We start from the raw sequence: 13332 nt of genomic DNA, 5'->3' as shown, positions 1-13332 counted from the left end.
GGCTTTAGATAAAATAAATATGGATTTTTATGTTGTAGAGAAAAAATATGAGGAAAGTATTATATAATACTTTCCTCAAAAGACAGATGTAGGAGATAGGTGTAACACCTAGCAGTATTGATGTTCAAACTAAAAGGTGGTAACCATACTTTATTGTATGTAAAAGATAAATTAAGTTGTAGTACATGTACCTCTGATGATTTAGCACATTTGTAAATCCGTTTTGGGTATTCTATTCTTGAGGTGATAAAATGAATCCAACTGTAAAATGTAATGTCAATACCTGTACTCACTATCTATACGGTGATAGGTGTGGAGCGGGAAACATTGACATTCTTCATGAGAATGAAACAAAAATGTCTGAAGTTGTGGACCAAACGATGTGTAAAACCTTTCATGACGCAAAAAATGTATTCAGTTATTTAGGATCAGCTGACAACATCAATGCTTTGGGTACAATAGCTGGTATTATCAATCCTGAATATAAGGTGAGTCCTACAGTGATGTGCAGTGTCTCCAGTTGTAAATACTGGGGTGAAGGATCAATCTGTGTAGCAGAGGCAATAGCGGTAAATGGCCCAGACAGTAATGAGTGTCAGGATACAAATTGCCAAACATTTATTTTACGGTAGCCCTTTAAAGTATTGTTATGATTAATGTAGGGTGAAACTAACAAAAAAGGGAGGGTCATGATGAAATATAAAATGCATATAAAGGAAATTGACAATTACACAGACTATCCGATCGATGTCCTAATGGGTTTGACAGGACTAGGGAAAGACACAATTAGTTATCTAATTGCGGATGGAAAGATTTCCTCATTTGAAAAAGATGGAGAATCTGTCATAAATGGTAAAGACTTTTTAAATTGGTCAACTTCAGTAAACCATACTATAGAGGTTGAAAAGACACATTACACTAAAATGAAGGTAGACGAATAAAAAAAGTCCTTTTAATAGGACTTTTTTTATTTTTTGGGGACAAAAATAAGACCGCCCACGGTCCGTACTGGTTAGTCCCGCAACGAAGCGTCTTTGGAGTGGTGGGCGGCCTTAAGAATAGTATATGCACTTTTTAAATTAATTATTTACCTTAATTTTAAATTTCTTTTATGTTTCTGTAGTAATCAAACTCATTCATGTGTTCAATCGATGGTGGATTTTCAGTATGTTTTAAGACAAGTTCATCAGTTTCTATCAGGTAGTCATGATGAGAAGAAGGGATTTGTGTCTCCTCCCAATCCCAAAATACACCAGTAAATTGAAAATTACTATCATCTAAAAGTCTAACTTCATAAGGTATTTGGTTTATTTCAATAATTCCTACGTTATTGTTTTTCTTCACTAGTTCGATGAGTTGTTTTTTTTGTACACGCATCTTATATGCTCCTCTCAAAAACATCCGCTTTAAATTAGTCTTCACACTTTGGCTCAGGTTAATATGAATAAATTGGACAACATGCTGGAAACTGTGAGATTTTTTTCCACTATTTTGATTTATATTTTAAGTTTTAGACGAGCAAAATAAGTTTGCCCATTAAATCTTATTGAGGAGGATGATAACATGAGATGGCAACGCTCTTTGCTTTCAATGTTGAAGGATCGTCAAAATAAGAAGATTGCATTAGCAATAGATACATCAAGTAACCAGGTAAGAAGCATTTTAATCAATAATATTGTGACATTTTTTGGAGAGATGAAACCAGATGCAACACTGATTCAAGCTGATTTTAAGATTAGGAACGTTTCGCCAATAAAAGAAGCTCCACCGATTAAGTATTTTACTCATGGAAAATCCTCATATACCGAAGTTTTAGAATGGGCAGAACAAGAAAAGATTGATAGTTTATTTTATATTACAGATGTAACAGGCTATTTTTATGAAGAATTACAAGTAACTAATGAAGTATTTTGGTTAGTTCCAGATGATTACTTACCAAGAGTACCTTTCGGAAAAGCTATTTTAGTGGCATAGTGATTATTTAGGAAAGCTGTTGGTTATCCAGCTTTCCTTTTTAAATGTGAATAAATTCACAAATATGTCACATAAGAAGCGTTGTTTTTCTTTAATTAGTGATATAATAAGGTTGTAAGAAAGAGACAAGATTTAACACTTAACATCTTAGTTGGCTCAACCATATTGGTGTTCGTTCCGCGTAAGTGTGAACGATACAATTGAATAACGTTTTATTTACACAATACAGTAAACGCTTTCAAATCTTTGTTTTGTTCATTCGATTTTATTTCACTCGGTTTAAAAGGAACTTAAGGAATTACTTTAATAGTTGTCCTTGAAGATTTATGGTTATGACAATTCTCACAAATTGTAAGTAAGTACCTCTTCAAAAAGGATAAATTTGAGTATAATTTCTTCAGGGAATTTTCAGGACCCAAAGATTAAGCTTATTACGATATGTAATTCTTAATTTGAAATTTAAATCGATAGACGCATGGCTAATGCTTTTAGTGTGATGTATTGTATGGTAAGGGTAGAGTCGAACAATTTCCACAATGGTTCCAAATTAATCTGAATTATGGGTCTCCATAATAATCTTGCGGAACTGACACGCATCAGCATTATAGTTGTTGTAATCAGTTACTATTAAATTGAGTTGGTTAATTTAACTGAGAAGTGACTATATTAACGGCTGGTGAATGGTTGGGTCACCTAAGATGTTAATTTCAAAAATTAACTCTCCTATTATTTTACTCTCTATTAAGATAGAGGGTTTTTTTATTTATTCATTATTAACTGATTTTAAAATCTGGTTAGCTTCTTCAGTATCAGATGGTTTGTCAATCATAGATATTTTAGTTAGTTCAATTAATAACTCATTAATAGATAAAATCTCATATAAAAGTTTTAAACTTGATGAAAAAAGGTTCTTTTCCTTATCGATTATATAACTTTGATATGAAGTTTCTTTTGCTTTGAAAAATATCTTTTCAAGTTCTCCAGTTAATATCTGATGGCTTGTAGGAATTACAGGATATGGTGTCCTTAATATAGTAGACAAGGAGTGTAAATAAGATAAAACTTTTATCTCCTCTGTGTCTTTCCAACCATTTCCGCTGGTATGGGAAATGCTAAGATTTCTAAAGTGATATATAACCTGTTGAAGTATTTCGATATGTTTGCATTCAAAATGATATAAGCGTTCTTGTTTTTCAGTATGTCGATGGAATTTCCATTCCGCGTATTTATATTCACAAAGTTTTTTTGTTTCTAATAAGCTATGTTCAATCTTCAAAAGTTCTGGTAGAACATTTCCATTATTTAGTGTCCCTTTAACGATATCTCTAGACTGTCTTTCTAGTAAACGAGAACAATCATGATATGCATTTCTTATATTTTTTGTGATTTTCTTTGAGTAATCCGGTGGTAATATAAATAAATTAACCAATGTAGATACCAATAGACCTATTGTTGTGGTTCCTAGTCTAGTGAAGAATGCGGTTAAAAAATGATCCGGTGTAAATGGAATCATTGTTACGGCAGTCAGGGTCGCAACTAAAATTCCAGCTTCAAGCTTTAATTTGTGACAAGTAAAGATTGTACATATTGTTGCTAGTGTATAGGCAAGAGGAACATCTCCTAAAAGAGCAGCGTAAGTCATAGAGAATGCTGCCCCAATTGCTGAAGCTGGTAGACGTACGATTCCTTTTTTTATAGAATCAGCTGCGGTTGGTTCAATTGTAACAATAGCAGTAACGACTGCGAATATAGCAGGGAGGTCTAGTAATTTACATAAAAGAGCAGTTAGAAAAACCGCTAAACCAGTCTTTAGGATCCTACTACCAAAGATTCTTGTAAGATACTTCATTTCTTTAATCCTCAATTCGTTTATTAAATCATTATTACTATTATTGTCAAAACTGGAAGATGTTTATTCTCCTAGGCCGAAAGCTCTTTATTTTTAATTCTTTTAGTAAACACGAATTTTAAAAAGCTAGGTACAATTAAAATAATAAATAATAACCTAATAAGCTGTAGAGCACTTACGACTGCTGAGTCAGCGCCAATTGCTTTAGCTGTTAAAACCATTTCAACCATGCCACCTGGGGCAAGACTTAAGATGGAAGTTGAAAGTGATAATGTTGTGAAAAGAGAAAATAAATAACCAAATCCTACCGAAGTAAGAATTAATAAAATTGTTAAAATAAAGTAGTACCCACAATATTTTCCTCCAAGCTTTAAATCACTTAGCGAAATTTTATTACCCATGCTAATGCCCACAGTTATCTGTGCTATCACTAATACCCATAAAGGAATCATAGGAAGTGAAACTCCAAAAATATTTAAAGTAGCTATCACGATAAGTGGTCCTAATACGTAGGCAGCAGGAAGTATATTTCGGAACATCCAGCCTACAAGCATAGCGGGGACAAACCAAAGGTATTCAAAATATTTATTTTCGGTAATAGAAGGGGGAGTGGCCCCTAGATTTACCACGTCCATTGAAAACATATGAACTGCAAGAAAAGGAACGGTGAATACAACTGTTAATAGCCTGACGGTTTGAAGAATGGTTACTAATGCAGAGTTGGCAGACAACGATTCACTTGCAGCAACCATCTCGGATAAACCACCAGGAATAGACCCGAATACACTTGTAATAGGATCAATATCTATAAACGATGTGATTACAATGCTTATAAGAATACTCACTGCAAGTAATAAAATGGTTGAGATAATAAAAGGAATCAGATAAGGAGCAACTGTAGAAATAGTTGACTCTGTAAACGACATACCAAAATAGATCCCAATAAACATTAAGCCAGTATTATTAAGTCCTTTTGGAATCATTGTTTTTTGTTTTGTGAACATTTTTGTGATTAAAACAAAAGATAGAGGACCGAGAATCCATGGAATCGGAAGGGAGGCAAAGTGAAAAATAAATGCACCAGTACAAGCTATTAAATAGGTAAACAAGATTACTTTGAATGTTTTCATTATATTTTACCTTTCAAGAGGATAAGGAAATTTTACCATGGGTACTTTAATATTTCTATATCCGAAATAAAAAAATATAAAAAAGCTCTAGACCTGTCACAAAACAGTCAAAGAGCTAATGTATGAGCATTTAAATGAAATTCAATTCTCCCCAGTTTTCCAAATCTGAAATCATACCTTGTAATAGGATCAAACCTTTTTCAAAGTCGTTCAAATCTGCAACCTCAACTGGCGAGTGTGAGTATCTTCTAGCAAAAGTAATAGCTCCGGCTTTTACGCCTTCTCTTTCAAGATGTATTGCTGCTGCATCAGTAGTTGCTCCAGTCATGACAGCTACCTGGTAAGGGATGGCAAGCTTATTTGAATAATCAATAAGTAATTTCTTCATTTGAGGTGACATTAAATGTCCTCTTACTGATCCACCAGCTAGTGCTGGGATAACCGGACCTTTGCCAATTCCGATAGGGTAGCCTGAACCTAAGCTGTCTGGGGTATCTGCACATGGAATCGTATCAAGAACTAGAGCGAAATCAGGATTTATTTTATAGGAAGCGATTTTGGCACCTCTTAACCCAACTTCTTCTTGTACAGCAATGACTCCAACCAATGTCCCAGAAAATTCTCTTTCACTAAAGGATTTAAACAACTCCAATAATAAAACACAGCAGCTTCGGTTGTCGATAGCTTTACCACAAATTAAATCTTTATTTGTAAATTGTTCAAGTTCACTAATATATGTAATAGGATCCCCAATTTGAATGCCCATTTCGTATACCTCATTACGAGATGATGCTCCGACATCTACATATAATTCGTAAATGGAAGGGATTCTCTTTCTTTCTTCAGGTGTTTGGAGATGCCCAGCTTTTACTCCGACTACCCCGAAATGACCATTAACATTAACTTTTCGGCCTATTAATAGAGATTCTATAACTCCACCAGTTCTTTCAATTCTAAGAAAACCTTTGTCATCTATATCACGAATAACACAGCCTATTTCATCCGAATGAGCAGATACCATTAATGTAGGCCCTGGTTTTTTACCATTTAAATAGGCATAGACATTTCCGATATGATCGACCTCAACATGGTCTGCATATGGCTTGAACCAATCCACCAACGTTTTTACGACAGGCGCTTCTTGACCTGGGGGGCCTTGAATACTAGAAAGTACCTTCAATTGCTCGTAAAAAGTTTCTTTAAACAATTTCATCACCCATTTTGTAGTTTATAGTTTTCAATCCCTCCTATTGTTACATAATTCAGATAGAACGGCAAAGGATAAGCAACTATATTTAATTTCAATAAAAAAGCGTACAGTAAATGAAAACTGTACGCTTTTTAAATACTTTATATGAGACACGGTATTCTCCGTTTTTAATTATTTTTCTACATTATCATTACCAAATGGCCGCGGTAATGTTCCTTGGTAGCTACTTGAAATCCTTAAACAACGAAAGCCCTACCTCTCTTTCGTCCTCACGGCTCCGAAGCCGATCCAGTGTGAATAAGCTCATCTCAAACTTCGAGTGGAATGCCAAATTCATTTTAATTAATAAAACATATATATGAAAATGTAAATTGTTTTTTCGAAACGGAAGTACAATTTGCAATTATATCTCAAAGTCAGTTTTATGTCAACATGATAAAAATAATGTAACGTCATCTTTTTTTCTAATATTTTTAATGAAAAAATGTTATTCTGTAGATTAGAGTATTTCTAAACTAGGAATTAGAATTTCTGTTATATATAATTGCTTTTTAGGTAATATAAGGTTATATCATAATATGTGGATTATTTTTATTTATTTATACCCTAGTAGGAGGAAGCATGAAGTTTATTTCAAAACATACTGCAATTGTTTATTTAATTATTAGTTTAGTATGGATTACATCAACAGATATATTAATTGATAAAGTAGATATAACAGATAAATTATATGATAATTTACAGTTTATTAAAGGGGTTATATTTTCAGTCGTTACTTCTATATTAATCCATTTCATTATAAAAAAACATAATGCACATAAAAAAGCGGAAGAAAATAACAACGAACTCTCTATCCTTATTAACTCAATGCCGGATTTCGTAAGCTTTAAGGATGGAAAGGGCCGCTGGTTAAAGGTTAATGACTTTGGAAAAGAGTTATATACGCTAGAAAATATTGATTATGTGGGTAAGACAGATACAGACTTAGCAGAAATGGTACCATTCTTTAAAGATGCTTTTTTATATTGTGTAAAGTCAGATAAGGAAGCTTGGGAGAAAGGCGTTTTAAGTAGGTGTGAAGAATCATTTCCGGTAATTAGTGGCGAAATAAAAACATTTGATGTTATTAAAGTGCCTTTATATGATGAAGATAATAACCGCAAAGGATTGTTGACAATAGGTAGGGATATTACTCAACTCAAAGCTGCCGAGACAATGTTATTGAGGAAAGAGAAGCTGTCGGTGGTCGGAGAGCTAGCAGCAGGTATCGCCCATGAAATCCGTAATCCGCTTACATCCATCAAGGGGTTTATCCAATTAATGAAAGAGTCAAAGCAATCAGCTCCAAAGGAACATTTTAATATCGTCTTATCAGAATTGGATCGAATCAACCAAATTGTTAGCGAAATGTTAGTTTTATCTAAACCACAAAGCAAAACGTATAAACAATTTCAATTGAATGGCTTTATTAACCATGTATTAAAATTAACAAACCATGAAGCATTATTGTATGGCATAGAATTGGATTTTATAAATAAATCTGGTAATCCAAAATTGTATGGAGATAGCAATCAGTTAATACAAGTATTTATAAACATTATTAAAAATTCTATTGAAGCAATGCCAAAGGGTGGCACGATAAAAATAGTAACAGAAAAAAATTCTGACAGAATTAATATATCAATTATTGATACTGGACACGGTATACCAAAGGATCGTTTAGAAAGACTTGGAGAACCTTTTTTTACACATAAAGAAAAAGGTATGGGACTAGGTTTAACAATCAGTAATAAGATTATCCATGAACATAAAGGTTCAATGGAAATAACTAGTGAGGTAGGTGTAGGGACTCGGGTAAAGATTAACTTACCAATCTATAATATGGAATGATAAAAGATAACTACTGCAGTTGTCTTTTTTTATTTACCAAAACAAATATTTCCTCTGTCCCTTTTATTCATTGCTAAATAAAATAAATCGACCACACTTCTGTAGGTAAGAATACAGAGGAGATCCCCATACTGATTAAATTCGCACCACGAACCATGAAGTATGAAAAAATGTTTCCTCCTCAGTTTGGAATGAGCGGAGAGCCACTTGACTCCTGCGGGATCCAGTGGTCTAGCTCCAGGGGCTATCGGCTCTCAGGTCTAAGTCAATCCACCCTAGAAGGTTAAGAACAACCTTCTAGCCGTCTTGTCTTATGCCTGTCGCCGATGAACGAGCGCCTTCCGCTTTTCTATATTAAAATAATCAAACATTGATTTTATAGTATCTAATCATAGATAATATGGATTGATATGAAAATTTAGAAAATAAATAACTTTTTATAATCCGGGAGGTTTTAAATAAATATGCAAAACGAAATTGTCGGGCTAAAGGAGAAATTATTAAGAGATTATGATCAATCTTTAAATCAAGACGGTATAAATGGTAGTAGAGTTGCTACACGCCTTGAAGAAATTTCAAACATTGGACTAACTAGTGATGGTGGTTCTAACCGAGTAGGCTTTTCCAAAGAAGAAAGACAGGCCAAAGAGCTTGTGAAAAAGTGGATGATTGAGTTGGAGCTTGAAGTGAAAGAGGATGGCGCAGGAAATGTTTTTGGGAGATTAAACGGGATTAATAACGAAATGCCAGCAATACTAGCAGGGTCACATTTAGACAGTGTTCCAAATGGAGGGCATTTTGATGGTCCATTAGGAGTGGTTGCAGCTTTAGAAGTCGTTGAGTCTTGGAAGGAAACTGGTTATCAGCCGGTTAGACCGTTTGAAGTTGTGATTTTTTCGGATGAAGAAGGTGCCAGATTTAATGGTGGATTAACTGGAAGTGAAGCAATGATGGGGGATGTAGACGTCTCTCATAAGCTTACCCTTAAAGATAGTAAGGGTTTATCCTTTGAAGAGGTTTTAAGAGCAGACAATCTAACACTTGAAGGTTATCAAAACTCAATGAGAGACCATTCAGAAATTGGAGCATTTGTTGAAGTACATATTGAACAAGGTAAATTGCTAGAAAAGGAAAACCTTCCTTGTGGTATTGTAACTGGTATTGCTGGTCCATGCTGGATTGAGATGATTTTTGAGGGGAAGGCGGGTCACGCTGGTAATACACCAATGTTTGATCGGCAAGATGCACTAATTGCCGCAAGCGAGTTTATATTTAGGCTGAAAGAACTACCTACAAATATATCAAAATCCGCAGTTGCAACAGTGGGGAAATTAAATGTCTATCCCAATGGTGTGAATGTGATTCCAGGGAAAGTTCAATTATATGTTGATATAAGAGATATCTTTGAAGAAACTAGAGATACATTAGTGGAGGAGGCTCTTAAGCTAGCATCAAGCATAGCGAAAAATCACGAAATAGAACTTACGTGGAAGGAAAACACGAAAATTAAGCCAGTTCCGATTAAACAAGAAATGCAACAAATGATTTTATCAACAATGGAGTCTTTAAACATTCGTCCATTTTTCTTACCGAGTGGCGCTGGGCACGATGCAATGATGGTCGGTAAATCAATACCGGTAGCAATGTTATTTGTTCAAAGTAAGGGTGGGATAAGTCATAACCCGAAAGAGTGGTCATCCCTGTATGATTGTTTAAGTGCAGTTCATGTTTTAAAGGGAGTCGTTGAAAAGCTAGTCTCCAAGTAAAATTTTAAGGATTATCATTATATGGAATTTATTGACTTGTAAGAATTATTGTAGGAAAATTATAATTATTAAATTTTTTATATTAGGGAGTGGGATTATTATGAATATATCAAATGATGTTCAAAAGATAAAAAACAATATTAGCAAAGTAATTATTGGCAAAGAGGCAGTTGTAGAATTAGTATTAAATGCTGTCATAAATAAGGGGCATATTCTTTTAGAAAGTGTACCCGGTACAGGGAAAACAATGCTAGCAAAAAGCTTTGCTGGTTCTTTAAATGCATCATTTAAAAGAATTCAATTCACACCAGACGTATTACCTAGTGATGTAACAGGGATTCAATTCTTTAACCCGAAGGAACAAGAATTTCAGCTTCGTCCTGGTCCAGTTATGACTAATATTTTATTAGCTGATGAAATCAATCGTGCTACACCAAGAACACAGTCAAGTTTGTTAGAAGTAATGGAAGAGCGTCAAGTGACAATTGATGGTGAAACTCTGAAGTTACCTAGTCCGTTTATTGTAATAGCTACACAAAATCCGATTGAATCACAGCAGGGAACCTTTCCATTACCAGAAGCACAAATGGACAGATTTTTTGTGCAGTTAGATCTTGGCTATCCATCTTTTGAGGAAGAAAGACAAATCATGAGAACATACCGCAACAGCAACCCAATAGAAGAATTAGAGGCTGTCTTTTCTAAGGGTGAAATTGAACAAATGCAGAAGGAAGTAACTGAGGTTAGATTAAGTGAGGATGTTGAAGATTACTTAGTCAGATTGATTCATGAGACCAGAAAGCACCAGGATGTAGAAGTTGGGGTGAGTCCTCGTGGTACTCTTGCCCTTATGAAAGCTGTACAAGGAAGGGCTTATTTATTAGGTCGTAGTTTTGTAACACCAGAGGACATTAAGTATATGGCTCCATTTGTTTTATCACATCGTTTGGTATTAACAATGGAAGGATCTTTAAAGAAAACTAGTAAACAAGTGATTAAAGAAATTTTAGCAACCGTTTCTGTACCAGTTGAGGCAGGAGCTGTGAATTAATGGATTGGAAGAGGCAAATTGCTCTAGGAAATGAGTTGTCATTTACTGTTGGATTAGCTGTTTTAATCCTCTTAACTGGTATTATTGGAACAAATCTATTTCTTGTTGTAATTGGTGTGTTATTCATTCTGTTTGCCTATGTGAATTTATTGTACTTAAAGCATGTTGCAGATCAACTTTCGGTTGAAGTTAATAAGGAACTTATTAAACTTTTTAAGGGGCAGACAGACGAATTTTCAATTACGTTTAATCAAAAAGGAATTTATCCGATATTAGGTGCAAAAGTTCGAATAACAATTGATAGTGTATTAGAGTTCGAACAAGAGAGAAAAATGGTGAATTCTGAACAAACAGAACTCAATTTACCTTTAACACTATTAAAACATCAATCTGCTACTATAAATTTTCCATTCAAAGCCATTGGAAGAGGTGTGGCTAGAATTCGCACCTTAGAAGTCCAGATTCCACATTTATTTGGTTTTGGAAATGTATATTTAAAATATGACAAGCCACTCGTTTTTGAAACAGTGATTTATTCGTCCCCAGATAACATTGGTGGAGTGAATCGAATTATTCCCAAAAATTTAGGGGATTATCCGATGAGACAATCTCATTTTGAAGATATGTCAGCACTAATAGGTGCCAGAGGATATGTATCATCAGATCCGTTTAATCGCGTGCACTGGAAGGCAAGTGCAAAAACAAACAGCTTGCAAACTAAAATTTATGAAAGAACCTCACAGTTTTCATGGTCGATCTTTATTAATGTTAGAGAACCAAAGCTTGAAGAGTATTTAGGTGGAATTACTTACTTACTAGAGTTTGCAACAATAAAAGGCATTCCATTTGAGTTATATATAAATGTAAGAAAAGCGGGGAAAATCCCATATATCCATCATCCCTTAGGAAAAGGTAGAGAACATTTGCAGAAAGCTTTGGAAATTATTGCGAGATTAAGCAAACACAGTGTAATCATTCCCTTTTCACAGATGGTTTATAATATTCAAAGGAATAGTCAACCATCTCCCTATGTCATTATATGTGGGCAAATTGAACAAAATAAAGATCTAATCATGACTACTTATAGAAGAAGAGGAATTGATTGTTATCAAATAATTGAGCATGATGACTCTATCATGTTAACAAGCTATAATCTACCTGAAAGGAAGGTAGATCCACATGCAGTATAATAAGTTTTTTTCGCGTTTTTATTTATACACGATGGAAGTAATTCTTTTATATGTCGTATTATTTTTGTTTTATTTTCATACAGCTATGATTCCACCAGTTCTTCCTTTCCTAGTAATAGTCATCGGTGGTGGAATTATCTTCACTGGAGTATTGTCATTGATGAAAACAAATACTCCATATGTGTTTGTCATGCTGTTTGTTCCTGTTCTTGCATTTGTAGGTAATAAACTTGGATTCACTTTCGGTATAAGCCTGTTTCTAGCTGGATTTATTTGTTGGAGAATTGTTGGCCATTTTCAAAAAGATACGAAGCTATCTGAGTTTTGGTTGCTGTTCCTAACATTGGGCGTAGGATACCTAATTTACCTAGGTGCTATTGTTCAGGGGTACCAGTATAGCGATTTAATTTTATACTTTATGATCATACAGTTATTATGGATGATGATAAGTAAAGTGTTGGATGGTTTTTTCTCAAGCTCATTTATAGGTGGAAGTAGTGTTGTTACAAAAAATTCAGGTTCCATTCTTGGAATATTTATCGGAATGATAGTAGGAGCCGTTTCCCTTGCACTGGTTTTACCGTTTATTGTAAAAAATCTACTCTCTGTGTTGTTTTCTTTAACTGGGAAGGCGTTATACGCTGCTTCAGTTCCCTTTTTTAATGCTGTAGAAAATGCGGAATTCAAAAGGAAATCACCTGGTGATCAAGGTGAAGGAGTTGGTATTGGGGGCCTAGAGGATGTCACGCCATTACAAGAATACTTCTCGTTTCTTTCAAAGGTAAACATTTGGATGATTCTTTCTATAATCGGATTAATCATTATAGCGATCATTTTAGTTATAATTGCTAGAAGGAAATATGTGATTGAGCCAGAAGTAGTGGATGCAGGATCCGGGTATAAATATAATATGGGTACTGTAACTAATACTTCAACTGGTTCTACAAGACGAGCTAAATTCCCTGCTGAGAAAGTAAGGAAACTTCTTTTAGAGTTAGAGCTACTTGCTGCCAAAAAAGGGAAAGGGAGGCTGCATTCGGAAACTCTTGAAGAATGGTTAGAGCGAAACCATTTTCTTCATGCTAGTTTTGTGAAATCCTACGAAAAAGTCCGATACGGAGACGGAGTTCTAACAGTAGAAGAGGAACAACTGTGTGAACAGATTGTAAAACAATTAAAAATAGAGCTCCGACGCTTGAAGAAATCTGATTGAAAAAGGACTCCATTAAGTTTTGAGAACTTACTGGAGTCCCTTTTTTACGTTATTGGGAA

At 34.5% G+C, this 13332-nt stretch carries 12 protein-coding genes; 8 read left to right on the top strand and 4 right to left on the bottom strand.

Going from position 1 to position 13332, the window contains the following annotated elements; all coding sequences use genetic code 11:
* Window positions 1–251 precede the first annotated feature (251 nt).
* Complete coding sequence (locus BK579_RS17190) at window positions 252–632, top strand: DUF1540 domain-containing protein (protein WP_078547555.1); 381 nt, start codon at window positions 252–254, stop codon at window positions 630–632.
* A 60-nt stretch (window positions 633–692) separates the two neighbouring features.
* Window positions 693–941: a hypothetical protein gene (locus BK579_RS17185; RefSeq protein ID WP_078547553.1), complete on the top strand. Its 249-nt coding sequence runs from the start codon at window positions 693–695 to the stop codon at window positions 939–941.
* A 157-nt stretch (window positions 942–1098) separates the two neighbouring features.
* Here BK579_RS17185 and BK579_RS17180 read toward each other — a convergent pair whose 3' ends face one another.
* A complete protein-coding gene (locus BK579_RS17180; protein ID WP_078547551.1) occupies window positions 1099–1377 on the bottom strand; it encodes a hypothetical protein in 279 nt (92 codons plus the stop codon).
* A gap of 186 nt (window positions 1378–1563) precedes the next feature.
* Between BK579_RS17180 and BK579_RS17175 the strand changes: the two genes are divergently transcribed.
* A complete protein-coding gene (locus BK579_RS17175) occupies window positions 1564–1974 on the top strand; it encodes a vWA domain-containing protein (RefSeq protein WP_078547549.1) in 411 nt (136 codons plus the stop codon).
* 763 nt (window positions 1975–2737) lie between these two features.
* Here the strand turns inward: BK579_RS17175 and BK579_RS17170 are convergent.
* From BK579_RS17170 to BK579_RS17160, 3 genes are all read right to left on the bottom strand, one after another.
* Window positions 2738–3823, bottom strand: coding sequence for an FUSC family protein (locus BK579_RS17170; protein ID WP_078547547.1), 1086 nt, complete (start codon window positions 3821–3823; stop codon window positions 2738–2740).
* 71 nt (window positions 3824–3894) lie between these two features.
* Window positions 3895–4953 carry an AbrB family transcriptional regulator gene (locus BK579_RS17165; protein ID WP_078547545.1) on the bottom strand — a complete coding sequence of 353 codons (1059 nt, stop codon included), beginning with the start codon at window positions 4951–4953 and terminating at the stop codon, window positions 3895–3897.
* A gap of 130 nt (window positions 4954–5083) precedes the next feature.
* The gene (locus BK579_RS17160; RefSeq protein ID WP_078547543.1) at window positions 5084–6166 is read right to left on the bottom strand and encodes a M42 family metallopeptidase; all 1083 of its coding nucleotides are present in this window, start codon (window positions 6164–6166) and stop codon (window positions 5084–5086) included.
* Window positions 6167–6784: 618 nt separating this feature from the next.
* Between BK579_RS17160 and BK579_RS17155 the strand changes: the two genes are divergently transcribed.
* From BK579_RS17155 to BK579_RS17135, 5 genes are all read left to right on the top strand, one after another.
* Window positions 6785–8053, top strand: coding sequence for an ATP-binding protein (locus tag BK579_RS17155; protein WP_078547541.1), 1269 nt, complete (start codon window positions 6785–6787; stop codon window positions 8051–8053).
* A 464-nt stretch (window positions 8054–8517) separates the two neighbouring features.
* A complete protein-coding gene (locus BK579_RS17150) occupies window positions 8518–9819 on the top strand; it encodes a M20 family metallo-hydrolase (RefSeq protein ID WP_078547539.1) in 1302 nt (433 codons plus the stop codon).
* 100 nt (window positions 9820–9919) lie between these two features.
* Window positions 9920–10870, top strand: a complete 951-nt coding sequence (locus BK579_RS17145; protein WP_078547537.1) for an AAA family ATPase — start codon at window positions 9920–9922, stop codon at window positions 10868–10870.
* Window positions 10870–12060: a DUF58 domain-containing protein gene (locus BK579_RS17140; RefSeq protein WP_078547535.1), complete on the top strand. Its 1191-nt coding sequence runs from the start codon at window positions 10870–10872 to the stop codon at window positions 12058–12060. Before BK579_RS17145 ends, BK579_RS17140 begins: the two co-directional genes overlap by 1 nt.
* Entirely contained in the window at window positions 12050–13273 is a 1224-nt protein-coding gene (locus BK579_RS17135; protein WP_078547533.1) for a hypothetical protein, read from the top strand. The genes BK579_RS17140 and BK579_RS17135 overlap by 11 nt, the downstream gene beginning before the upstream one ends.
* Window positions 13274–13332: the final 59 nt, after the last annotated feature.

The organism is Litchfieldia alkalitelluris, from assembly GCF_002019645.1.
Taxonomy (GTDB): Bacteria; Bacillota; Bacilli; order Bacillales; family Bacillaceae_L; genus Litchfieldia; species Litchfieldia alkalitelluris.
This window is presented reverse-complemented; position numbering and strand designations above follow the sequence as displayed.